Source organism: Paracoccus thiocyanatus (assembly GCF_900156255.1).
Lineage (GTDB): Bacteria > Pseudomonadota > Alphaproteobacteria > Rhodobacterales > Rhodobacteraceae > Paracoccus > Paracoccus thiocyanatus.
Window position 1 is genome coordinate 50,406 of the sequence record NZ_FTMK01000008.1, and the last position, 20,695, is coordinate 71,100.

Annotated in this window: 21 protein-coding genes and 1 tRNA gene; 11 read left to right on the forward strand and 11 right to left on the reverse strand. The window is 67.4% G+C overall.

Features of this window, described 5'->3' with window-relative positions:
- The gene (locus F3H32_RS07975) at nucleotides 1-1,026 is read right to left on the reverse strand and encodes a DUF2125 domain-containing protein (protein ID WP_149765375.1); all 1,026 of its coding nucleotides are present in this window, start codon (nucleotides 1,024-1,026) and stop codon (nucleotides 1-3) included.
- Between the two features lie 92 nt (nucleotides 1,027-1,118).
- Between F3H32_RS07975 and F3H32_RS07980 the strand changes: the two genes are divergently transcribed.
- The 3 genes from F3H32_RS07980 to F3H32_RS07990 all read left to right on the forward strand — a co-directional run bounded on the left by F3H32_RS07980 (nucleotide 1,119) and on the right by F3H32_RS07990 (nucleotide 4,730).
- On the forward strand, nucleotides 1,119-1,676 hold the full coding sequence (locus tag F3H32_RS07980) for a gamma-glutamylcyclotransferase (protein WP_149765376.1): 558 nt from the start codon (nucleotides 1,119-1,121) through the stop codon (nucleotides 1,674-1,676).
- 80 nt (nucleotides 1,677-1,756) lie between these two features.
- Nucleotides 1,757-3,349, forward strand: a complete 1,593-nt coding sequence (locus tag F3H32_RS07985; RefSeq protein ID WP_149765377.1) for a hypothetical protein — start codon at nucleotides 1,757-1,759, stop codon at nucleotides 3,347-3,349.
- Nucleotides 3,339-4,730 (forward strand): peptidoglycan -binding protein, encoded by a 1,392-nt coding sequence (locus F3H32_RS07990; RefSeq protein WP_149765378.1) that lies wholly within the window; start codon nucleotides 3,339-3,341, stop codon nucleotides 4,728-4,730. Before F3H32_RS07985 ends, F3H32_RS07990 begins: the two co-directional genes overlap by 11 nt.
- A gap of 32 nt (nucleotides 4,731-4,762) precedes the next feature.
- On the opposite strand, the gene F3H32_RS07995 is transcribed toward F3H32_RS07990, so the two are convergent.
- Nucleotides 4,763-5,314: a LabA-like NYN domain-containing protein gene (locus F3H32_RS07995; RefSeq protein WP_115755817.1), complete on the reverse strand. Its 552-nt coding sequence runs from the start codon at nucleotides 5,312-5,314 to the stop codon at nucleotides 4,763-4,765.
- Nucleotides 5,315-5,365: 51 nt separating this feature from the next.
- Here F3H32_RS07995 and folK point away from each other — a divergent pair, with 51 nt between their 5' ends.
- From folK to F3H32_RS08015, 4 genes are all read left to right on the forward strand, one after another.
- The gene (folK, locus tag F3H32_RS08000; RefSeq protein ID WP_262494985.1) at nucleotides 5,366-5,920 is read left to right on the forward strand and encodes a 2-amino-4-hydroxy-6-hydroxymethyldihydropteridine diphosphokinase; all 555 of its coding nucleotides are present in this window, start codon (nucleotides 5,366-5,368) and stop codon (nucleotides 5,918-5,920) included.
- 66 nt (nucleotides 5,921-5,986) lie between these two features.
- Nucleotides 5,987-6,343 (forward strand): DNA-directed RNA polymerase subunit omega, encoded by a 357-nt coding sequence (rpoZ, locus tag F3H32_RS08005; protein ID WP_149765380.1) that lies wholly within the window; start codon nucleotides 5,987-5,989, stop codon nucleotides 6,341-6,343.
- Between the two features lie 22 nt (nucleotides 6,344-6,365).
- Nucleotides 6,366-8,483, forward strand: a complete 2,118-nt coding sequence (locus tag F3H32_RS08010; RefSeq protein WP_149765381.1) for a RelA/SpoT family protein — start codon at nucleotides 6,366-6,368, stop codon at nucleotides 8,481-8,483.
- A gap of 12 nt (nucleotides 8,484-8,495) precedes the next feature.
- Entirely contained in the window at nucleotides 8,496-9,140 is a 645-nt protein-coding gene (locus tag F3H32_RS08015) for a DUF2062 domain-containing protein (RefSeq protein ID WP_149765382.1), read from the forward strand.
- On the opposite strand, the gene F3H32_RS08020 is transcribed toward F3H32_RS08015, so the two are convergent.
- From F3H32_RS08020 to F3H32_RS08030, 3 genes are all read right to left on the reverse strand, one after another.
- The gene (locus tag F3H32_RS08020; protein WP_149765383.1) at nucleotides 9,137-10,447 is read right to left on the reverse strand and encodes an NAD(P)/FAD-dependent oxidoreductase; all 1,311 of its coding nucleotides are present in this window, start codon (nucleotides 10,445-10,447) and stop codon (nucleotides 9,137-9,139) included. The genes F3H32_RS08015 and F3H32_RS08020 overlap by 4 nt on opposite strands.
- Before the next feature lie 68 nt (nucleotides 10,448-10,515).
- Nucleotides 10,516-11,874, reverse strand: coding sequence for a glutamine synthetase family protein (locus F3H32_RS08025; RefSeq protein WP_149765384.1), 1,359 nt, complete (start codon nucleotides 11,872-11,874; stop codon nucleotides 10,516-10,518).
- Nucleotides 11,871-12,581, reverse strand: a complete 711-nt coding sequence (locus F3H32_RS08030) for a type 1 glutamine amidotransferase (protein WP_149765385.1) — start codon at nucleotides 12,579-12,581, stop codon at nucleotides 11,871-11,873. The genes F3H32_RS08025 and F3H32_RS08030 overlap by 4 nt, the downstream gene beginning before the upstream one ends.
- A gap of 139 nt (nucleotides 12,582-12,720) precedes the next feature.
- Between F3H32_RS08030 and F3H32_RS08035 the strand changes: the two genes are divergently transcribed.
- The 3 genes from F3H32_RS08035 (at nucleotide 12,721) to F3H32_RS08045 (ending at nucleotide 15,086) form a co-directional block, all read left to right on the forward strand.
- Entirely contained in the window at nucleotides 12,721-13,848 is a 1,128-nt protein-coding gene (locus F3H32_RS08035) for an aminotransferase class V-fold PLP-dependent enzyme (RefSeq protein ID WP_149765386.1), read from the forward strand.
- 99 nt (nucleotides 13,849-13,947) lie between these two features.
- On the forward strand, nucleotides 13,948-14,376 hold the full coding sequence (locus F3H32_RS08040) for a DUF883 family protein (RefSeq protein ID WP_115757162.1): 429 nt from the start codon (nucleotides 13,948-13,950) through the stop codon (nucleotides 14,374-14,376).
- Nucleotides 14,377-14,384: 8 nt separating this feature from the next.
- The gene (locus F3H32_RS08045; protein WP_149765387.1) at nucleotides 14,385-15,086 is read left to right on the forward strand and encodes a phage holin family protein; all 702 of its coding nucleotides are present in this window, start codon (nucleotides 14,385-14,387) and stop codon (nucleotides 15,084-15,086) included.
- Between the two features lie 72 nt (nucleotides 15,087-15,158).
- Here F3H32_RS08045 and grxD read toward each other — a convergent pair whose 3' ends face one another.
- The 3 genes from grxD to F3H32_RS08060 form a co-directional block, all read right to left on the reverse strand.
- Nucleotides 15,159-15,521 (reverse strand): Grx4 family monothiol glutaredoxin, encoded by a 363-nt coding sequence (gene grxD, locus F3H32_RS08050; protein WP_115757158.1) that lies wholly within the window; start codon nucleotides 15,519-15,521, stop codon nucleotides 15,159-15,161.
- Between the two features lie 53 nt (nucleotides 15,522-15,574).
- A complete protein-coding gene (locus F3H32_RS08055) occupies nucleotides 15,575-15,817 on the reverse strand; it encodes a BolA/IbaG family iron-sulfur metabolism protein (protein ID WP_115757156.1) in 243 nt (80 codons plus the stop codon).
- A gap of 157 nt (nucleotides 15,818-15,974) precedes the next feature.
- Nucleotides 15,975-16,049: transfer RNA gene (locus F3H32_RS08060), tRNA-Gln, on the reverse strand.
- 96 nt (nucleotides 16,050-16,145) lie between these two features.
- Between F3H32_RS08060 and F3H32_RS08065 the strand changes: the two genes are divergently transcribed.
- Entirely contained in the window at nucleotides 16,146-17,354 is a 1,209-nt protein-coding gene (locus tag F3H32_RS08065; protein WP_149765453.1) for a BaiN/RdsA family NAD(P)/FAD-dependent oxidoreductase, read from the forward strand.
- Here the strand turns inward: F3H32_RS08065 and kdsA are convergent, their stop codons facing one another.
- From kdsA to F3H32_RS08080, 3 genes are read right to left on the reverse strand one after another with little or no spacing between them, the layout of a single operon-like run.
- Nucleotides 17,355-18,188 carry a 3-deoxy-8-phosphooctulonate synthase gene (kdsA, locus tag F3H32_RS08070; RefSeq protein WP_149765388.1) on the reverse strand — a complete coding sequence of 278 codons (834 nt, stop codon included), beginning with the start codon at nucleotides 18,186-18,188 and terminating at the stop codon, nucleotides 17,355-17,357. It abuts the gene before it with no gap.
- A complete protein-coding gene (locus tag F3H32_RS08075; RefSeq protein WP_149765389.1) occupies nucleotides 18,185-19,903 on the reverse strand; it encodes a capsule biosynthesis protein in 1,719 nt (572 codons plus the stop codon). Before F3H32_RS08075 ends, kdsA begins: the two co-directional genes overlap by 4 nt.
- On the reverse strand, nucleotides 19,887-20,540 hold the full coding sequence (locus tag F3H32_RS08080) for an ABC transporter ATP-binding protein (protein WP_149765390.1): 654 nt from the start codon (nucleotides 20,538-20,540) through the stop codon (nucleotides 19,887-19,889). The genes F3H32_RS08075 and F3H32_RS08080 overlap by 17 nt, the downstream gene beginning before the upstream one ends.
- Nucleotides 20,541-20,695 lie beyond the last annotated feature (155 nt).

Below are 20,695 nucleotides of genomic sequence, written 5' to 3' on the forward strand. Positions count from 1 at the left end.
CTAGCGCCGCGGGAAGGCCGGCGCCGGGCCCAGCACCATGGGGCCAAGGCTGGTCCTGCCATCGGCAAAGCTGAGCGGCAGGCGCAACTCCCCCTTGGCCGCGGGGGGCGGCACGGGGTGGCCCTCCTGTTCGGGCAGCGGCAGGTCCGAGATGTTTCCAAGCAGCGTGCCCGCCAGCGTCACCACCTTGGGCGAGATCAGCCGGGCCTTGGCCGCGGCCTGCAAAAGCGGCTGCGCATCGGCGGTATAGACCACGATCCGACCCTGGGCGCGGCCCTGGGCGTCAGCCTCGACCCGGCCCAGAAGACGGGCTTGCAGCGCCCCAAGCCGTATTTCCGCCCGGTCCAGGCGCAGTCCGACCGGCTGCGGCGCCTGGTTGGACGCCGGTGCCAGGGGCCGGGGCAGGGCATCCAGCCAGATCCGGCCCGCCGCGGTCATGCTGAGCCGCCCCGGCAGCGGCAGCGCGCCCAGCAGGCCCGGTTCCAGATCGTCAAGGTTCAGGTCCAGGTCATAGGCCGCGGCCGCATCGGGCGGCGCATCCGCCCCCAGCGCCGCGCGTTCCGCATCGGCTTGCAGCCCCTTTGCCAGTTCCGCGCCCCCAAGCGTCAGGCGGCCGGCGCTGACGCCGGCCGAGGCCAGGCCAAGCCCGCTTAGCGGCTGAAGGCGCAGCCGCGCCATGGCATCGGCAAGTCCCAGTTCCAGCGGGTCCAGCCCGGCGTCCGCCCCTCCAGGGTGCAGCACCGCATGCGGCGGCAAGGCCAGCCGCAGCGTGGTCGGGCGGAACGGCGCAAGCCAAAGCTCGGCCTGCGGCAATTCGACGCGCCCTTGCCCCACCTGCAACCCCAGCGCCAGGGCCCGCACCCCGATCCGCCCCGGTTCGCGCAATGGCTGCGCCGCGGCAAGCGCGACCATCGGCTGGCGGTCGGCGATCCGGCGCATCTGTTGGGCCAGCAGGCTTTCGCCGCCAAGCCACAGCCCCCCCAGCAGCAGGAGCAGAAGCAGGAATAGGGCAAGCAGTCGGCGCATCCGGGCCTCGCGATCCTTGTGGCGTCTTGGAACGCCGATCCTGCTGTCCTAAGTTTTTCCTGACCGAATTATCTAGGGCGCCGGGGTAAAGAATGGGTGAACGGCCGGAGCATTGGGTTTTCGCCTATGGCTCGCTGATGTGGGATCCGGGTTTTCCCGTGGCCGAGATGGCGCCTGCGACGCTGGACGGCTATGCGCGCAGCTTCTGCCTGCGCTCGATCATCTATCGCGGCACCAGCGAAGCGCCGGGGCTGGTGCTGGGCCTGCATGCCGAAGCCGGGGCGCATTGCCGGGGCCTGGCGCTGCGCGTGGCCGCGCCCGACTGGCCGCGGTCCCTGGCCGGCCTGCGGGCGCGAGAGCTCAGCACCAACGCCTATGCCGAACTGTCCCTGCCGCTGCTGCTGGCGGACGGGCGCCGGGTCGATGCCCTTGCCTATGTGATCCGGCCCGACCATGACCAATATGCCGGCCTGCTGGAACTGCACGAACAGGCCCGCATCATTGCCCAGGCCCAGGGCGGGCGCGGTCCCAATGCCGATTACCTGTTCAACACCGCCCGGCACCTGGCGCAGATGGGGATCGAGGACCGGGCGATGGATGAATTGGCGCGGCTGGTGCGGGGGCGGCTGGGCGGCACTGGCGCGGGATAGCCGGTCCGGCTTGCAACGACGCTTGGCAGGGGCGGACGGCGCCTCTACAGTCGGCTGCGCAAGCAGCAAGGGGGTCGAACTTGTCCCGAACCGACGCCGAACCGTCCGAAGGTCCGCCCGCTGCGGCGGAAGGCCGCCGTTCCCGTGCCGCCCGGCTGGCGGTGACGCGTCAGGCCGGGCCGGGCGGGGCCGGCCCCTCGCAGCCGCAGTTCTCGCAGCCGGTGCGGCAGGTGCTGCTGATGCTGATCGTTCTGGTGCTGGTCGTGGCCGGGGGCTGGTTCGCCTATGGCCGCATCCTGTCGATCTTTCACTCGAACGAATATTTGAACGGGCTGATCCTGGCCGTCTTTGTCATGGGCGTGCTGGGCTGTTTCTGGCAGGTCGCGGAACTGGTCAAGTCGGTTAGCTGGATCGAGCGTTTCGCCGCCCGCCGCCGCAATGCCGCCGAACGCGGCGTAAGCGGACCCGAGCCGGCCGGTCCCGACGACGCGCCGCGCCTGCTGGCGCCCTTGGCCGCGCTTCTGGGCCAGCGCGGGCCGGTGGGGGGGGCGATCTCGACCGAATCGTCGCGCTCGATGCTGGAATCGGTGGCGACGCGGATCGACGAGGCGCGCGATATCACCCGCTACCTGGCCAACCTGCTGATCTTTCTTGGCCTTTTGGGGACGTTCTACGGGCTTGCGACGACTGTGCCCGCCGTGGTGGACACGATCCGCGCGCTGTCCCCTAAGGAGGGCGAGACCGGGATCGAGGTGTTCAACAAGCTGATGACCGGGCTGGAATCGCAGCTTGGCGGCATGGCGACGGCCTTTTCCAGTTCCCTGCTGGGCCTGGCCGGGTCGCTGGTGGTCGGGCTTTTGGAACTGTTCGTAGCCCATGGCCAGAACCGCTTTTATCGCGAGCTTGAAGAATGGATGTCGGGCTTTACCCGCATCGGCCTGGGCGGCGACGGCCAGGGCCTGGGAGAGGCGGCGCTGGCCGGCTTTATCGAACGGGTCGAGACGCAACTGGCCGGCCTGCAAGCGTTCTACGCCAGCCGCGACGATCTTCGCGACCAAGAGGCCGCCGCGGCCGACCAGCGTTCGCTGGCCTTGGCGCAGGGGGTGGAGCGGCTGGCCGATATGCTCGGCTCGGACCGCGACCGGCTGGCCCAGGCGCTGGCCGGCGAACGGGACGCCGTGGGGCTGGCCTTGGCCGGGGTGGAACGGGCGATCGACGGCCTGGCCGAACGCCGCGACCCGGACCTGGCGGCGGCGCTGGATCGGATCCGCGAGGGCCAGGAGCGGCTGGCCGCCATGCCGCCGCCGCTTGGCGCCGAGTTCGCGGGCCTGCAAGAGGCGTTGGAGCGGCTGGCCGATGGGCAGTCCCGGCTGGTCGCCCTGGCCGAAGCCCCCGCCGATGCCGCCCCGCAAGCGGGGCTGGTCCAGGCGCTGGAACGGCTGGCCGATGGCCAGGACCGGCTTCTGGATCTGGGCGCGCAGCGGCCGGTCGCCGCCGCTGCGGCCGGCGACGATCCAGAAGCGCGGATGCGGCTGCGTTCCATCGACGTGCAGCTTGGCCGGCTGGTCGAGGAGACCGCCAGCGGCCGCGACGGGTTGATCGCCGAATTGCGCGGCGATCTTGCGGCGCTGACCCGCGCCATTCGCAGCCTGGAGCGGGGCTATGGGGCTTAGCCGGGGCGGCGGCAACCGCTTTTCCGCGACGATCTGGCCGGGATTCGTCGATGCGATGACCGCGCTATTGATGGTCATGATGTTCGTGCTGACCATCTTTCTGCTGGTGCAGTCGGTGCTGCGCGACCAGATCACCACCCAGGACAGCGAGCTGGACCAGCTTGGCCAGCAGGTGGCCGAGCTTTCGGATGCGCTGTCCACCTCGCAGGCGCAGGCGGCCTCGCTCGACCGCGACCTGGCGGCCGAGCGCGAGCGGCTGCGGCGGTCCGAACAGGCCGTGGCGGCAGCGCGGGGCGAAATCGACGCCCAGGCCGAGGCGGCGCGGCTGGCCGCCGCCCGGCGCGAGGCGCTGGAGGCTCTGATCGGCGACCTGCGGCGGCAGAACACCGAAACGCAGCAGCAGTTGGACGAGACCGAGGCCGCGCGGCTGGCCGATGCCGCCGCAGCCCAGGCGCTGCGCGAGCGGCTGGAAAGGTCGGGGGCGGAACTGGACGCCGCCACCCTGGAACTGGAGGCGGCGCGCAAGCAGGCCGAGGACACCCTGACCCTGCTGGCCGCGGCCGAGGCCGCCAAGCAGGAACTGGGAGAGCAGGCCAAGGCCCAGGCTGGCGAGGCCGAGAAACAGGCCGCGCTGCTGGCCCTTGCCCGGAAAACCCTTTCCGAGCAAGAGGCGTTGTCGGCCGAGGATCAGCGGCGGCTGGCGGCGCTGAACCAGCAGGTGGCGCGGCTGAACGACCAGCTTGGCAGCCTGCGCGCCGTGCTGGATGCCGCCGGTGACGAGCGCCGCGAAGCCGACCTGCGCGCCGAGGATCTGGGCCGGCAGCTGAACGTCGCCCTGCTGCGCGCCGCCGAAGAAGAGCGCAAGCGTCGGGCGCTGGAAGAAGAGGCGCGGACCAAGGCCGAGGCCGAGGCCAAGGACCTGGCGCGCTATCGGTCCGAGTTCTTTGGGCGGCTGTCGCAGATCCTGGAGGGCCGCGAGGGCGTGCAGGTGGTGGGCGACCGCTTCGTGTTTTCGTCCGAGGTGCTGTTTGCGCCGGGCGAGGCGGTGCTGTCGGATGCGGGCCGCACCCAGATCGCCCGTGTCGCGGGCATGCTGAACGAAATCTCGGCCGATATCCCGCCGCAGATCGGCTGGATGATCCGCGTCGACGGCCATACCGACAATGTGCCGCTGTCGGGCCTGGGGCGCTATCGCGACAATTGGGAACTGAGCCAGGCGCGGGCGCTGGCGGTCGTGCGCTATATGACCGACGAGCTGGGCTTTCCCGCCGACCGGCTGGCGCCGGCCGGCTTTGCCGACACCCGCCCGGTGGCGGCGGGCGACACGCCCGAGGCGCGCGCCCAGAACCGCCGCATCGAGTTGAAGCTGACCGAGCGCTAGCGCGCCGGCCAGTCGTCAAGGTACGGCCCGGATCAGGTTTCCTGGGGGGCCGCTTCGCGCGGCGGGCGGCCGATGATATCGCGCAGCGCGTCCAGTTCGATGAAATTGTCGGCCTGCCGGCGCAATTCGTCGGCGATCATCGGCGGCTGGCTGCGCATGGTCGAGACCACCGAGACCCGCACACCCTGGCGTTGCATCGCCTCGACCAGCGGGCGGAAATCGCCGTCGCCGGAAAACAGCACCGCATGGTCAAGCCGCGGCGCCAGTTCCATGGCGTTGATGACCAGTTCGACATCCATGTTGCCCTTGACCTTGCGGCGGCCCAGGGCGTCGGTATATTCTCGCGCCGGTTTCGTCACCATGGAAAAGCCGTTGTAATGCAGCCAGTCGACCAGGGGACGAATCGGTGAATATTCCTCGTTTTCCAGCAATGCCGTATAGTAATAGGCGCGGATCAGCTTGCCGCGCCTTTCGAATTCCTGCCGCAGCAGTTTGTAGTCGATGTCAAATCCCAGCGATTTTGCCGCAGCGTATAGATTCGAACCGTCAATGAACAACGCCAGTCGGTCGTCCTTGTAAAACACGTTTCCCCCAAGATGTCGCGAAACCCAATTCAGAATGCGAACTTAGTCCTCGTGGCGCTGGGTGCAAACCTGCCTAGTTCGGCAGGTCCGCCAGCCGACGCGCTGCGTTTCGCGCTGCACAAGATCCATGGATTACCTGGGGTTGTGCCGCATGCCGTCAGCCGTTTCTGGACCACGCCGGCCTTTCCGCCCGGCTCGGGTCCCGAATATGTGAATGCGGCCGCGGCCTTTTTCAGCGCCACCCCGCCCGAGGCGCTTTTGGCCGACCTGCACGCGATCGAGGCCGAACTGGGCCGCAGCCGCGAAGTCGCGCGCTGGCAGGCCCGCGGGCTGGACCTGGACCTGCTGGCCCATGGCGGGCGGGTGCTGCCCGACGCGGCGGTGCAGGATCATTGGCGCGCCCTGCCGCCGGCGGCGCAGCCGCTAAGCGCACCGGACCGGCTGATCCTGCCCCATCCCCGGATGCAGGACCGCGGCTTCGTGCTGGCCCCGCTGGCCGAGGTGGCGCCGGGCTGGGTGCATCCGCGCCTTGGACGCAGCGTGGCGCAGATGCTGGCCGCCCTTCCGCCCCAGGCCATGGCGGGGATGCGCCCCGCCAGCGCTTGACATTTCCGCGCCGCGCCTCCACATATCCGGCTTCGCCCCCCCGATTCCAGTTGATAAGGTGAACCGATGGCCCGCGTTACAGTCGAAGATTGCGTCGACAAGGTTCCGAACCGTTTTGACCTGGTGATGTTGGCGTCCCATCGCGCGCGCGAAATCGCCGCCGGCAGCCCGCTGAGCGTGGATCGCGACAATGACAAGAACCCCGTCGTCGCGCTGCGCGAGATCGCGGACGAAACCCAGCCCGTGGACGATCTGCGCGAGCGCATGATCGAGGCCGAGCAGACCCAGATCGAGGTTGACGAGCCCGAAGAAGACGCGATGGCGCTGCTTCTGGGTGCCGAGATGGACCGCCCCAAACCCGCCGATGAGGAATCGGAAGAGCGTATGCTTCGCATGATGCTGGAAGCGCAGGGCAGGAACTGAACTTAAAGGTCTTCGGCTGAACATGATCGACGTCGAAGACCTTATCGCGCTTATCCGCAACTACAACCCGCGCACCAATGCCGGGATGATCCGCAATGCCTATGAATACGGGCGCCGGATGCACGAGGGGCAGTTCCGCCATTCTGGCGAGCCCTATTTCACCCACCCGGTCGCCGTCGCCGCCATCCTGACCGAGATGCGGCTGGACGATGCCACCATCGTCACCGCGCTTTTGCACGACACGATCGAGGACACGCGCTCGACCTGGGCCGAGGTGGCGGAAATCTTCGGCCGCGAGATCGCCGATCTGGTCGACGGCGTGACCAAGCTGACCAATCTGCAACTGTCCGGCGCGCATTCCAAGCAGGCCGAGAATTTCCGCAAGCTTTTCATGGCCATGTCGCGCGATCTTCGCGTGATCCTGGTCAAGCTGGCCGACCGGCTGCACAATATGCGCACCATCAAGTCCATGCGCCCGGAAAAGCAGTCGCAAAAGGCGCGCGAAACCATGGATATCTATGCGCCGCTGGCCGGCCGCATGGGCATGCAATGGATGCGCGAGGAGCTGGAAGACCTGGCCTTCAAGGTCATCAACCCCGAGGCGCGCAATTCCATCATCCGCCGCTTTGTCAGCCTGCAACGCGAATCCGGCGACGTGATTCCCAAGATCACCGCCGATATCCGCGCCGAACTGGAACGCGAAGCGATCGAGGCCGATGTCTATGGCCGCGCCAAGCGCCCCTTCAGCATCTGGCGCAAGATGCAGGAAAAGCAGCTTTCCTTTTCGCGCCTGTCGGACATCTACGGCTTTCGCATCATCACCCGCACGGAACCCGACTGCTATCGCACCCTGGGCGTGATCCATCACCGCTGGCGCGCGGTGCCGGGCCGGTTCAAGGATTACATCAGCCAGCCCAAGGCGAACGGCTATCGCTCGATCCACACCACCGTTTCCGGGCGCGACGGCAAGCGGGTCGAGGTGCAGATCCGCACCCGCCAGATGCACGAGGTGGCCGAGGCGGGCGTGGCCGCGCATTGGGCCTATCGCGACGGGGTGCGCACCGCGAACCCCTTTGCCGTCGATCCGGGCGAATGGATCGCCAGCCTGACCGAGCGCTTCGGCGAAGAGGATCACGACGAGTTCCTGGAACACGTGAAGCTGGAAATGTATTCCGACCAGGTGTTCTGCTTTACCCCCAAGGGCGACGTGATCCCGCTGCCCAAGGGGGCGACGCCGCTGGATTTCGCCTATGCCATCCATACCCGCCTGGGCTCGTCCTGCGTCGGCGCCAAGGTGGACGGCATCCGGGTGCCGCTGTGGACGCGGCTGAAAAACGGGCAGTCGGTCGATATCATCGCCGCCTCGGGCCAGCGCCCGCAGGCCACCTGGCTTGACATCGTCGTCACCGGCCGGGCCAAGGCCGCGATCCGCCGCAGTCTGCGGCAAGAGGACCGGACCCGCTTTATCCGGCTGGGTTCGGAACTGGTGCGGGTGGCATTTGAACATATGGGGCGCAAGGTCAGCGACAAGGCGCTGCGCACCGCGGCCAAGACCATGGCGCTGCCCGATACCGACGAATTGCTGGCGCGCATCGGCAGCGCCGAGATTTCGGCCCATGACGTGCTGACGACGCTTTACCCCGAACTGGCCGAAAAGCGCAGCGAGATCGACGCCAAGCGCGCCGTGGCCGGGCTGGAGGCCGACCAGGAATTCACCCGCGCCCCCTGTTGCAACCCGCTGCCGGGCGAGCGCATCGTCGGCATCACCTATCGCGGCAAGGGCGTGGTGATCCATGCCATCGACTGCCCGGTCCTGGCCGAGTTCGAGGACAGCCCCGACCGCTGGGTCGACCTGCATTGGCGCGAAGGCCAGCACCCGGCGGCCTATTCGACCATGCTGTCGCTGACCATCCGCCACGATGCCGGCGTCCTGGGCCGCATCTGCACGCTGATCGGCGCGCAGGGGGCCAATATCTCGGACCTGGAATTCCTGGATCGCAAGCCGGACTTCTATCGCCTGCGCATCGAGGTCGAGCTGCGCGACCGCGAACATCTGCACACGCTGCTGACCGCGCTGGAAACCGAAAGCGACGTGGCGCAGGTGTCGCGCATCCGCGACCCCTCGGCCCATATCAGCTAGGGCGGGCCCGGCATGTTCAAAAGACGCAAGCCGCTGAGCTATGCTCGAATGTGGACCGAGATGTTCTATCCGCGCTCTGGCTGGAGGCGGGCGTCGAAATACGTGCTGCACCGGCTGCGCCGCCTGCCGGACCGGCCGCATCGGGTGGCGCGCGGCTGGGCCTGCGGCATCTTCATTTCCTTCACGCCGTTCTTCGGCTTTCACTTCATGGGGGCTGCGGCGCTGGCCTGGCTGATCCGCGGCAATATCCTGGCGGCGCTGCTGGGCACTTTCGTCGGCAATCCGCTGACCACCCCTTTCGTGGCGCTGACCTCGGTCAGCCTGGGCCGCTGGATGCTGGGGGTCGAGGGGCGCTTTACCCCGCATCTGATCTTTGACGAGTTCACCCGCGCCGGCAGCGAGTTGTGGAACAACCTGCTGGCGCCGCTCAGCGCCGAGCGGACGGCGCATTGGGACCAGCTTCTGCAATTCAACGAACAGATCTTCCTGCCCTATGCGGTAGGGGGCCTGCTGCCGGGAATCGCCGTCTCGGTCGCGGCGCATTACATGACCGTGCCGGTCATCCGCGCCTATCACCGCCACCGCGCAAGGCAGATGGCCGAACGCATCGCCCGCGCCAAGGCGCGGCGCAATCGCGAACTGGCCGAAAAGCCCTAGAACCCCAGCCGGTCGCGCAGCGAATACCAGCCCATCCCGGCGACCAGCATCGGCCAGCGCAGCGCCGCGCCGCCGGGAAAGGCGGGCGAGGGCAGGGCGGCCATGCTGTCGAACCCATCACCCTGCCCCTCAATCGCCTGCGCCATCAGCTTGCCGGCAAGATTGGCCAGCGCCAGCCCGTGGCCGGAATAGCCGCTGGCCGACAGGCAATTCGGCGCCGGCCGGGCAAAGCAGGGCATGCGGTTCATGGTGATCGCCAGCGTGCCGCCCCAGGCATAGGTCAGCTTCACATCGGCAAGACCGGGATAGATCTGCAAAAGCGGCTTGCGCACCTTGGCGGCGATATCGGCGGGAAAGCGATAGCTGACATTCTCGCCGCCGCCAAAGATCAGCCGCCCCTCGGGGTCAAGCCGCCAGTAATTCACCACGAACTTGGTATCATGCACGCCGATGGGCTGGGTCAGAACCTGGGCCGCCCGCGCGCCCAAGGGCTCGGTCGCGACGATGAAATTGTTGATCGGCATCACGCGGGCGGCGACATGGGTGTCCAGATTGCCCAGGTAGCCATTGCCCGCGAGGATGACATGGTCGCAGATCACCCGGCCCTTGCCGGTCTGGACCACGGTCTTTTCGCCGGCCCGGCGGCCGTGGCGGATATGGTGGACATGGCTCAACTCGCGGATATTCGCGCCGGCGGCATCGGCCAGCCGCGCCATGCCGATCACCAGGTTCAGCGGGTTCAGATGGCCGGCGCCATGGTCCAACTCGCCCGCAACATAGGCATCCGAAGGCACCAGCGCGCGAAAGGCGTCGCGCTCCAGCGCCTCGATCCGATCATAGCCGTAATCGCGGGCCAGCCGCTCGATCAAGCCGCGCGCATGGTCCAGTTCCGCAGGCTTGCGAAAGGCATGGGCGATGCCGTCCAGCACCGGCACATTGGCGCGCGCGGCCAGATCGCGGGTCAGGCGCTTGGCCTCTTCGGCCATGTCCCACAGCCGAAGGGCCGCCTCGACCCCGGCCATCCGTTCCAGTTCGTCCACCTCCAGCCGCTGCCCCGAGCCAAGCTGGCCGCCATTGCGCCCCGACGCGCCAAAGCCCACGCGATGCGCCTCCAGCACCATGACATCGCGGCCCGCCTCGGCCAGGTGCAGCGCCGCGGATAAGCCCGTATAGCCCGCGCCCACCACCACGACATCGGCCCGCGCCTCGCCGCGCTGCTCGGGAAAGGCAGGCAGTGGATCGCGGGTCGCGGCATAAAGGCTGGGCGGATATTCCCCTAGCCGGTCGTTGGAAAACAGCAGGTTCATGCTTCGGCTTTCACCGTTTCTCAAATACTCATTGCGACGGTGCGCCCATCCCCCGCCCGCGCCAAGCTCTAGACATTCAGCAGCAGATGCTCGCGCTCCCAAGGGCTGATGACTTGCAGGAACTCCTTGTATTCGTTGCGCTTGACCGCCTGGTAGACGTCGATGAACTCGGCCCCCAGCACCTCGCGCATCGGGGCGCTCTCGTCCATCAGGTCCAGCGCGTCGCCCAGGTTATAGGGCAGTTCGTCCTGCGACATATAGGCGTCGCCCAGGCATTCGGCGCGCGGCGCCTCGGCCTCGATCAGCCCCAGATAGCCGCAGGCCAGGCTTGCAGCCAGGCCCAGATAGGGGTTGCAATCCATCCCCGCCAGCCGGTTTTCCACCCGCCGCGCCTCGGCGCCCGAGATCGGCACCCGCAGCCCGGTGGTGCGGTTGTCGCGGCCCCATTCCAGGTTGATCGGCGCCGCGAAATCAGGGACATAGCGGCGATAGCTGTTGACATAGGGCGCCAGCAGCGCCACCGCCGCCGGCAGGTGCTTCTGCATCCCGGCGATGAAATGCAGGAAGGCCGGCGTCTCGCGCCCCTGCTCGTCGGAAAAGATGTTGCGCCCGTCCTCGATCCCGACCACCGAGTGGTGGATATGCATGGCGCTGCCCGGCTCGCCCTCGATCGGCTTGGCCATGAAGGTGGCGAAACAGTCGTGGCGCAGCGCCGCCTCGCGGATCAGCCGCTTGAAATAGAAGATCTGGTCGGCCAGCGCGACCGGGTCGCCGTGGTTCAGGTTGATCTCGACCTGGCCGGCGCCGCCTTCTTGCAGGATGCCGTCGATCTCGAAGCCCTGCGCCTCGGCGAAATCATAGATGTCGTCGATGACCTTGCCGTATTCGTCCACCGCCGACATGGAATAGGCCTGCTTGGCGGCGGCGCGCCGGCCGCTGCGGCCCATCGGCGGCATGATCGGCTGGTTGGGGTCGATATTGCGCGCGACCAGGAAGAACTCCATCTCGGGTGCGACGATGGGCCGCCAGCCGCGTTCCCGGTAAAGGTCCAGCACCCGTTTCAGCACGTTGCGCGGCGCGATCGGAACCGGCTTGCCGGTCTGGTCCGCGACGTCATGGATGACCTGCAAGGTCACGTCCGCGGTCCAGGGCGCCGCCGTCGCGGTCGAGAAATCCGGCGTCAGGATCATGTCCGGCTCGGTAAAGGCACCCGAGGGGTTGTCGGCCCAGTCGCCGGTAATGGTTTGCAGGAAGATCGAATTCGGCAGGTAGAAGCGTTCCTGATGCGCGAATTTCGACGCGGGCATCGCCTTGCCCCGCGCGACGCCGGCAATATCGGCGACGATGCATTCCACCTCGTCCAGGCGGCGGCCGGCGACGTAGTCCTGGGCGGCCTGGGGGGTTTCCTCGATCCAACGCGGTTTCATGCGACCCCCAGGCTGGCTTGGGTGCAAAAGCTGCCGGGCGCCTTGAAGAGCGCCTCGATCCGGTCGGCGATGCCGGTGGCCTGCCGCGGGCCGCCCATCCGGTCGCGGGCCTGGTCCAGCAGCGGCTGCGGCACCACACCCGTGGCGCGATGCTCGATCAGGCCCTGGACAAAGGCGTCGCTGAATTCGGGATGGGCCTGCACGGTAAAGGCGCGGCCGGGATAGACCAGCGCGGCGTTTTCGCAAAACTCGTTGCGGGCCACGACCTTGGCGCCTTCGGGCCGGCGGGCGACCTGGTCCTGGTGCCAGGCGTTCAGCGTGATCCTTTCGCCGCCGAAATCATAGTCCTGCGCGCCGACCGACCAGCCGCCGGGATGCTTGACCACCCTGCCGCCAAGCGCCTGGGCGATGATCTGATGGCCAAAGCAGATGCCGACCAGCGGCACCTGGTCGCCAAAGGCCGCGCGGATGAAATCCTCTAGCGGCGCGATGAAGGCATGGTCCTCGTAGCTGCCATGGCGCGAGCCGGTCAAAAGCCAGCCCTGCGCGTCATGGACCGATTGCGGGAACTGCATCGCCTCGACGTGATAGCTTGCGAAGTCGAAGCCGCGCCCCGCCAGCAGCCGTTCGAACATGGTGTCGTAATCGCCCAGCTCGCCGCGAAGTGCCTCGGGCGATTGGCCGCATTTGAGAATGCCGATACGCATAGGGTTGGCCTGTGGTTGTTCCCGCCAAAGCTAGTCGGGCGCGGCCCGCCCGACAAGGGGGCGCTGCCCGTTTGGTAGGGCTGGCCGGGACCGCCGCGCCGCGCTAGGCTGCCGGCAAAACCATCAGAAAGGATCGGCCATGCCCGGACTTCGCCCCGATGTGGACCCCGAGGGATTGCAGGAATTTTCGGTCGTCTTCACCGACCGTTCGCTCAACCACATGTCGCAGAAATTCCAGGGCGCGATGCGCGACATCTCGGCCATGCTGCACGAGGTCTATGGCGCGGACGCCGTGGCGCTGGTCCCCGGCGGCGGCACCTGCGCCATGGAGGCGGTGGCGCGCCAGTTCGGCCGTGACGGCCATGCGCTGATCGTCAGGAACGGCCTTTTCAGCTATCGCTGGAGCCAGATCTTCGAAACCGGCGGATTTGCGCGCCAGACCACGGTGATGATGGCGCGCCCGCAGGGCAACGAGCCCCACGCCCCCTTTGCCCCCGCCCCGATCGACGAGGTGGTGGCCAAGATCCGCGAAGCCCGCCCCGATGCCGTCTTCGCCCCGCATGTCGAGACGGCGGCGGGCATGATCCTGCCCGATGATTACATCGCCGCGCTGGCCCAGGCCGCGCATGAGGTGGGCGCGCTGATGGTGCTGGACTGCATCGCCTCGGGGGCGGTCTGGGTGGATATGCGCGAAACCGGCGTGGACGTGCTGATCTCGGCCCCGCAAAAGGGCTGGTCGGCCTCGCCCTCGGCCGGGATGGTCATGCTGTCCCAGCGCGCGGCCGAGCGGCTGGAGGCAACCAGCAGCGACAGTTTCGCCCTGGACCTGAAGAAATGGCGCGCGATCATGAAGGCGTACGAGGATGGCGGGCATGCCTATCACGCCACCCTGCCGACCGACGCGTTGCTGGGCCTGCGCGACGCAATGCGAGAGACGCGGGATTTCGGCTTTGAAGCGGCGCGCGAGGCGCAATGGCGGCTGGGCGACGCGGTGCGCGCGGAACTGGCGCGGCGGGGCTTTGCCTCGGTCGCGGCGCCGGGTTTTGCCGCGCCCGGCGTGGTGGTCTGCCGCACCGATGACCCCGAACTGCAAAGCGGCCGCCCCTTTCTGGCCGCCGGCTATCAGATCGCGGCGGGCGTGCCCTTGCAGGTCGGCGAGGACCAGGGCTTTCGCAGCTTCCGCATCGGGCTGTTCGGGCTGGACAAGCTGGCGGATGTCGACGCGACGCTGGCGCGGCTGTCCGGGGCGTTTGACGCGGCGTTGTGACGCGTCCGGCCGGAAATCGGTGCCGGGCCGGGAACGAACTGCGGCGTTCGCGGGTTTGCCTTTCCGAAACGGATACAGCCTTTGCGAAAGGACCATGTCATGGCGAATAACGAAGCCACCGGCGACGAGATGAAGGCCAAGGCGCGCGACGCCGCGGATGATGTTGGCCGCCACGCGCGCCGCGCCGCAGACGAGGCCGGGGAAGCCTATGATACCGCCCGCGAGCGCGGCAGCGAGCTTTACGAGGCCGCGCGCGAGAAAGGGTCGGAATTCGTCGAGACCGCCAAGAAGCGCGGCGCAGAATATGCCGAATCCATGCGCGAACGCGGGCATGACTATGCCGAGCGCGCCCGCGACGAGGCGCGCCGGCTTTACAATCAGGGCGAGCGCCACGCGCATGACGTTGCCGCCCATGCCGAGGAATATTACGACGAAGTCTCGGAGATGGTGCGGCGCAACCCGGCGCAGGCGCTGGGGATCGCGGCCGGCGTCGGCTTCCTTCTGGGTCTGATCATCGCGCGCCGCTGAGGCCGGCCATGTTCGACTATACCAGAAAGCTGAAGCTTGCCGCATCGGATAAGCTGCGCCGCGCCGGACTGGGTGCCGGCGGCGGGGTCGCCTTGCTGGTCGCAGCGGGCTTCCTGACGGCGGCGCTGTGGACCTGGCTTGCCTATCACCTGGGCTGGGGGGCGCTTGGCGCATCGCTGGCGCTGGGGCTCGGCTTTCTGCTGGTCGGCGTGATCGCGATGGTCATGGCGGGGCGGGAACGCCATCCCGTTCCCACCACCGACGACCTGAAGACCGAGGTGCAAGAGCGGCTGACACTGGCTGCCGACATGGCCATGGACAAGGCCACCGGCGCCGCAGACGCGGCGCTGGAGCGCGCATCGCAAAAGGCCAGCCAGCTTATGAGCCAGGCCGAACAGCGGGTGCATTCGATGGCCGACAGCCTGACTTACAAGGCCGATCGCCTGGCGGACAGGACCGAGGCGCGGGTCTATGGCGCGGTGCGCCGCGCGGGCGAAAGCGCGGCCAGCAGTCTGGGCCTGCCGCCCGACGCCCTGAAACGCGCGACCGGCAAGGTGCGCAGCGCCTCGCATTCGCGCGTGGCGGTGATCGCCCCGCTGATCGGCGCCTTTGCGGTGGGGATGACGCTTGCCTCGCGGCTTCAGGCCCGCGGGGATGACGATCTGGCCGATCCCGGCGGCGCCGGCGACTGGGGCGACGATCCTTATTGAACGGTTCCCCGGATCGAATGCAAAGACCCCGCCGCTGGCGGGGTCTTTTCGCTTGCGGGTCAGGCCCCGGCTTCAGGCATTGGCTTCGCGGATCTTTTCCGCGGCGTCCTTGTCATAGGTGACGCCGGCTTTGTCGAAAAGCTGGTCCAGTTCGCCCGACAGGGTCATCTCGGTGATGATGTCGCAGCCGCCCACGAACTCTCCCTTGACATAAAGCTGCGGGATCGTTGGCCAGTCCGAGAAATCCTTTATCCCCTGGCGGACTGCTTCGTCCGCCAGCACGTTCACGTCGCGGTATTGCACGTTCATGTAGTTCAACACCCCGGCCACACGGCTTGAAAAGCCGCATTGGGGCATCTCTTTGGTGCCTTTCATGAACAGGACGACATCGTTGCCGTCGATCGTTTCTTGGATGTTTTGGCGCGCATCGGTCATGCTTATAGGTCCTTGCTGAAGCGTCGCCGGGATGCGACGCTTGCGGTTGATCTTCAATCGGGGGCCTTGGTGGTCAGCGCAAGCGCGTGCAGCGCCCCGTTCGAGCCGTCCATCTGGCCCTGAAGCGCGGCATAGACGGCGCGTTGCTGCTGCACGCGGTTCTGGCCGCGAAAGCTTTCGTCGATCACTTCGGCAGCGTAGTGGTTGCCGTCCCCGGCCAGGTCGGTGATCGTAATCTTTGCCTGCGGAAATGCAGCGCGGATCAGGGCTTCGATATCCTGGGCTTCCATCGCCATGGCGGTTCCTTTCATCGTTCAGCAAGATGTAGGGGAAGCCCGCGCAGGTCGCAAGATCGACCGGGCCGAGCCGTGCTTCGGCAGCAGAGGACGGCATGACCGAAACGCTTGGCCAGAGACCGGAACTCGGGTTTATCGTCAGTCATTTGGATGGATCTGGCTGGGGCGGTAGGATTCGAACCTACGGTACACGGTACCAAAAACCGTTGCCTTACCACTTGGCCACGCCCCAACTTGTGGGGGCGTATCTAGCCAAGGCGGTGGGGGCGCGCAAGAGGCAAAAAGGAAAAATCTTGTGGCCGCCGCGCAGGCATTCTATGCGCCCCGGATGGAACAGGTGGACACGGTTATTCTTGGCGCCGGGGCGGCCGGGCTTTTCTGCGCGGGCTCGATCCTGCAACAGGCGGGTCAGGGGGCGAGCCGCGTTCTTGTCCTGGATCACGCCCGCGCGCCGGGCGAAAAGATTCGCATCTCGGGCGGCGGGCGGTGCAATTTCACCAACCTGGCTACTGGCCTCGATCGCTTCGTCTCGGGCAATCCGCGTTTCGCGGCTTCGGCCTTGGCCGGGTTTTCGCCGGCGGATTTCGTCGCCCTGGTCGATGATGCCGGCATCGCCTGGCATGAAAAGACGCTGGGCCAATTGTTCTGCGACGGCAGCGCGCGGCAGGTCATCGACATGCTGCTGCACCGGATGCGCGGCGCCGAATTGCGGCTTGGGACCGCCGTCGCCGAGGTAGAGCCGGTCGATGGCGGCTTTGTCGTCGCCACGTCGCGCGGCCAGATCGCGGCGCGGCGCGTGGTCGTGGCGACGGGCGGCAAGTCGATCCCCAAGATGGGCGCGACGGGAATCGGCTATGACATCGCCGCCCGTTTCGGCCTGGCGCTGGCCGAGCCCAGGGCCGGGCTGGTGCCGCTGACCTTTGCCCAGCAGGACCTGGATCTTTGCAGCCCCTTGGCCGGGCTTTCGGTCATGGCCGAGGTCAGCCATGGCGCCGGGCGTGGCCGCACCCGCTTTCGCGACGGGCTGCTGTTCACGCATCGCGGGCTGTCGGGGCCGGCGATCCTGCAAATCTCCAGCTTCTGGCGGCCGGGCGAGGAAATCGCCATCGACCTGGCGCCGGATGCGGATGTCGCGGCGGGCCTGCGCACATTGCGCGGGCAGGGCGGGCGCCAGGGCCTGGCGGCGGCGCTGGGGCGCTGGCTGCCGGCGCGCCTGGCCGAGGCGATCGCGTCCGAGACCGGGCTTGCCGGCGCGCGGCTGGCGGATCAGGGCAATGCGGCGCTGGACCGGGTGGCGGCGCGGGTCAATCGCTGGACCCTGCGCCCGGTCGGTTCCGAGGGCTGGCGCACGGCCGAGGTGACGGTGGGCGGCGTCGACACGCGCGGGCTGGAATCCCGGACCATGCAGGCGAAATCCGTCCCCGGCCTTTATTTCGTCGGCGAGGTGGTGGATGTCACCGGCTGGCTGGGCGGCTACAACTTCCAATGGGCCTGGGCCTCGGCCCATGCCGCGGCCAGGGCCATCGCGGCGGGTTGATCAACCCATCACCGGATCGGATTTTGCCAGCGCGTCAAAGCGCATCAGCGAGGCGACCAGGACGGGCATCCGTTCCAGATGGACCATGTTCGGCCCGTCCGAGGGGGCATTGTCGGGATCCTGATGCGTCTCGATAAAGACGCCGGCCACGCCCAGCGCCACCGCCGCCCGCGCCATCACCGGGGCGAATTCGCGCTGCCCGCCCGACGAGCCGCCCTGGCCGCCCGGCTGCTGCACGGAATGGGTCGCGTCCATGATCACCGGCCAGCCGGTGCGCGCCATGATCGGCAGGCTGCGCATGTCGGCGACCAGGGTGTTGTAGCCGAAGCTGACGCCGCGCTCGGTCAGCATGATGCGCCGGTTGCCGGTCGAGGCGACCTTGTCGGCCACGTTGGGCATGTCCCAGGGCGCCAGAAACTGGCCCTTTTTTATGTTCACGGCCGCCCCCGTTTCTCCGGCCGCAAGCAGCAGGTCGGTCTGGCGTGACAGGAAGGCGGGGATCTGGATGACGTCCACCACCGCGCCGGCCAGCCGGGCCTGTTCGATGTCATGCACATCGGTCAGCACCGGGCAGCCGATGCGGCGACGCACCTCGTCCAGCATGCGCAGCCCCTCGTCGATGCCGATGCCGCGCCGGCCCTTCAGCGAGGTGCGGTTGGCCTTGTCGTAGCTGGCCTTGAAGACGAAGCCCGCCCCCGCGTCAGCGCAGGCCTGCGCCATCTTTTCGGCGATCATCAGCGCATGGTCCAGCGTCTCAAGCTGGCATGGGCCGGCGATCAGCGCCAAGGGGCGGTCGTTGCCGAAAGTGACGTTGCCGATCTGGACATGGTTCATGAGGACACCTGTTCGCGCAGGATCGAGGCGGTCAGCGACAGCATCAGGTAGATGCCCGAAAACACCAGGAAGGCCACGATCGTGTTCTGGAAAGCCTTGGGATAGGTCGCCTCGTCCGGCGGGACCGGGGCGACGGAAAGCGAAAGATAGCGGACCTGCTTGTTGGCCTCGATCCGCGCGGTTTCCATCTGCGCGGCGGCGGCGGCCAGCAGTTCCTGGCGGGTCAGCAGGTCGGATTCGGCGATGCGGATCTCGCCCGAGATGGTGGCGAGCGAGCCGCGGGTATTGTTGCCTTCGGTCAACTGGCTGCGGGTCTGGGCCAGCATCGCCTCGAGCCGGGCGATATCGCCCTGGACGGCGGCGACGCGGCCGGCATTGGGGCGCTGGTTGGATTGCAACTGACCCAGTTCCAGCCGCTTTTCCGCCAGTTGCCGCTCCAGCTCGGCGATATGGCCCATGATGACGCTGCCTTCGGCCACCGGGTCCAGCACCCCCAGCTTTTGCTGCAATTCCTGCACGCGGCGCTGGGCCTGCTGCACCTTTTCCTCGGCGTCCTGATAGCTTTCGACCGAACCCTTCATCTGGTCCTCGCGCAGGCGAGAGGTCATCTGGTCCACTTGGCCCTCGGCATATTTGATCAGCGCGATCGAGAATTCCTGGCTTAGCTTGGGGTCGGGGGCGATCACCTCCATGTTGATGACCCCCTCGGTCGGATCGTAGCCGATATTTACCGAATTGCGATAGAGCTTGTAGGCCTGTTCGTTCGTCGCGTCGGGTGCCAGGCGCAGGATCGGGTCGATGGCGGGATCCTGGAAGGCGCTTTTGAAGCCCAGGTCCTTGTCCAGCCGCAGCAGCGCGTCGCGCGAGGTCAGATAGCTTTGCACCGAAACGGAATCGGTGTTGGTGGCCAGTTGCGTGCCGCCGAACAGCCCGCCCAACCCGCCAGAGCCGGATTGGTCGGCCTGCTGGATCTGGAATTGCGAGACGGTGGCGTAAAGCGGGGTCGCCACGACGAAGTAATACCAGCCCGCGATCAGCGTCGGCAGCCCGACAAAGGCCGCAAGCCGCGCCAGCAGCATCAGCAGCCGGCGGCGCCGCCGCCGGGCCATGTCCTGCTGGATGCGGATGATCTCGGCCGCGCGGCGGTCCTCGGTCAGCGCCTCGCGCGAGGGCAGGTTGGTCGGGCCGGGCGGCACGGGCATGATCGCCGTCCCGGCGCCGCGGCGGTCCGTGCGCGCGGGCAGGGCCGTCGCGCCGCTGTCCTGGGCCTGGACCCGCGCCCCTTCCTCCGAAAGGATCCTGCTGACCGAGGCGCGGTGGAACGGATCAATGCCGCGGTCGCGCAGCAGGACCACCGCCTCGTGATCGGATGCGGCTTGGATCTCGTGCATGGCGGCGATGCGGCGTGCCATGCGCAACTGGCGGTCGGTCAGGTTCTCGGCCTTGACGGCGGCGATGCGCTCGGCCATCGGCGCGGCGTCGGCCGGACCCTGACCCTGGCCTGAGGGCCGGGCAGGTTTCGCCGCACCCGGAAAGCGCATGTCGCCGAAACCGTCTTCATGGGACTCGAAAAGCTGTTCGCCGGGCCTGGCGCCCTTTTGCACCCCGACCTGGACCTTGCGGGATTCATCGGCCGCCTGCGGGCCTTGACCGACGGCAAGCACCGACTCTTCGCGGTTGATGCGATAGGCGCGCGCCTTAGGCGGTGTAGTCATAATATTGCTTTGCCTCTTCGAGGGTTTCAAACTGATACAGCTTGCCGTCGCGCAGAACGGCCGCGGAATTGCAGAATTTTTCAATGGTCCGCGCCTGGTGCGACACCACGACCACCGTGGCGGATTTCAGGCGCTCGTAAAGCACCGAGCCCGCCTTGCGATTGAATTCGGCATCGGTGGTGGCCGGCATGCCCTCGTCGATCAGGTAGATGTCGAATTCCAGCGCCAGCATCAGCGAAAAGTTGAAGCGCGCCCGCATGCCGGCGCTGAAGGTGCCGATCGGCATGTCGAAATATTCGTCGATATCGGTCAGCCAGCGGCAGAAGGCTTCGACATAATCGGGGTCGAGCCCGTAGATGCGGGCGATGAAGCGCGCATTCTCATTGGCGGTCAGCGTGCCGCTGACGCCGCCCATGAAGCCCAGGGGAAAGGAAACCCGGCATTCGGTGCGGATCCGCCCCTCGTCGGGTTTTTCCAGTCCGCACATCATGTTGATGATGGTGGTCTTGCCGGTGCCGTTCGGCGCCATGATGCCCATCGACCGCCCCAGTTCGATGCGGAACGAGGCGCGGTCCAGGATCACCTTGCGCTGGGTTCCGGTCCAGAAGGATTTGGAGACATCGTCGAATTCGATCATCTGGCCGTCCTGATCCGCGCGCTTGGCCCGGCTGGTAATGGTTACGACATGCTTACGTTCCACGCCACGTCGAAACGCCGCGGCGCGGCAGGCCGGACAATATGCCCGGCGACCCGCGCTGTCCACCATGGCGATGGAAGCTTGAGGAATGATGA

What these genes read in the sequence shown, in the direction of transcription:
- F3H32_RS07975 (WP_149765375.1), bottom strand. Translation starts at nt 1,026, where the DNA reads ATGCGCCGACTGCTTGCCCTATTCCTGCTTCTGCTCCTGCTGCTGGGG.
- F3H32_RS07980 (WP_149765376.1), top strand. Translation starts at nt 1,119, where the DNA reads ATGGGTGAACGGCCGGAGCATTGGGTTTTCGCCTATGGCTCGCTGATG.
- F3H32_RS07990 (WP_149765378.1), top strand. Translation starts at nt 3,339, where the DNA reads ATGGGGCTTAGCCGGGGCGGCGGCAACCGCTTTTCCGCGACGATCTGG.
- rpoZ (WP_149765380.1), top strand. Translation starts at nt 5,987, where the DNA reads ATGGCCCGCGTTACAGTCGAAGATTGCGTCGACAAGGTTCCGAACCGT.
- F3H32_RS08010 (WP_149765381.1), top strand. Translation starts at nt 6,366, where the DNA reads ATGATCGACGTCGAAGACCTTATCGCGCTTATCCGCAACTACAACCCG.
- F3H32_RS08015 (WP_149765382.1), top strand. Translation starts at nt 8,496, where the DNA reads ATGTTCAAAAGACGCAAGCCGCTGAGCTATGCTCGAATGTGGACCGAG.
- F3H32_RS08020 (WP_149765383.1), bottom strand. Translation starts at nt 10,447, where the DNA reads ATGAACCTGCTGTTTTCCAACGACCGGCTAGGGGAATATCCGCCCAGC.
- F3H32_RS08025 (WP_149765384.1), bottom strand. Translation starts at nt 11,874, where the DNA reads ATGAAACCGCGTTGGATCGAGGAAACCCCCCAGGCCGCCCAGGACTAC.
- F3H32_RS08030 (WP_149765385.1), bottom strand. Translation starts at nt 12,581, where the DNA reads ATGCGTATCGGCATTCTCAAATGCGGCCAATCGCCCGAGGCACTTCGC.
- F3H32_RS08035 (WP_149765386.1), top strand. Translation starts at nt 12,721, where the DNA reads ATGCCCGGACTTCGCCCCGATGTGGACCCCGAGGGATTGCAGGAATTT.
- F3H32_RS08040 (WP_115757162.1), top strand. Translation starts at nt 13,948, where the DNA reads ATGGCGAATAACGAAGCCACCGGCGACGAGATGAAGGCCAAGGCGCGC.
- F3H32_RS08045 (WP_149765387.1), top strand. Translation starts at nt 14,385, where the DNA reads ATGTTCGACTATACCAGAAAGCTGAAGCTTGCCGCATCGGATAAGCTG.
- grxD (WP_115757158.1), bottom strand. Translation starts at nt 15,521, where the DNA reads ATGACCGATGCGCGCCAAAACATCCAAGAAACGATCGACGGCAACGAT.
- F3H32_RS08055 (WP_115757156.1), bottom strand. Translation starts at nt 15,817, where the DNA reads ATGGCGATGGAAGCCCAGGATATCGAAGCCCTGATCCGCGCTGCATTT.
- F3H32_RS08065 (WP_149765453.1), top strand. Translation starts at nt 16,146, where the DNA reads ATGGAACAGGTGGACACGGTTATTCTTGGCGCCGGGGCGGCCGGGCTT.
- kdsA (WP_149765388.1), bottom strand. Translation starts at nt 18,188, where the DNA reads ATGAACCATGTCCAGATCGGCAACGTCACTTTCGGCAACGACCGCCCC.
- F3H32_RS08075 (WP_149765389.1), bottom strand. Translation starts at nt 19,903, where the DNA reads ATGACTACACCGCCTAAGGCGCGCGCCTATCGCATCAACCGCGAAGAG.
- F3H32_RS08080 (WP_149765390.1), bottom strand. Translation starts at nt 20,540, where the DNA reads ATGATCGAATTCGACGATGTCTCCAAATCCTTCTGGACCGGAACCCAG.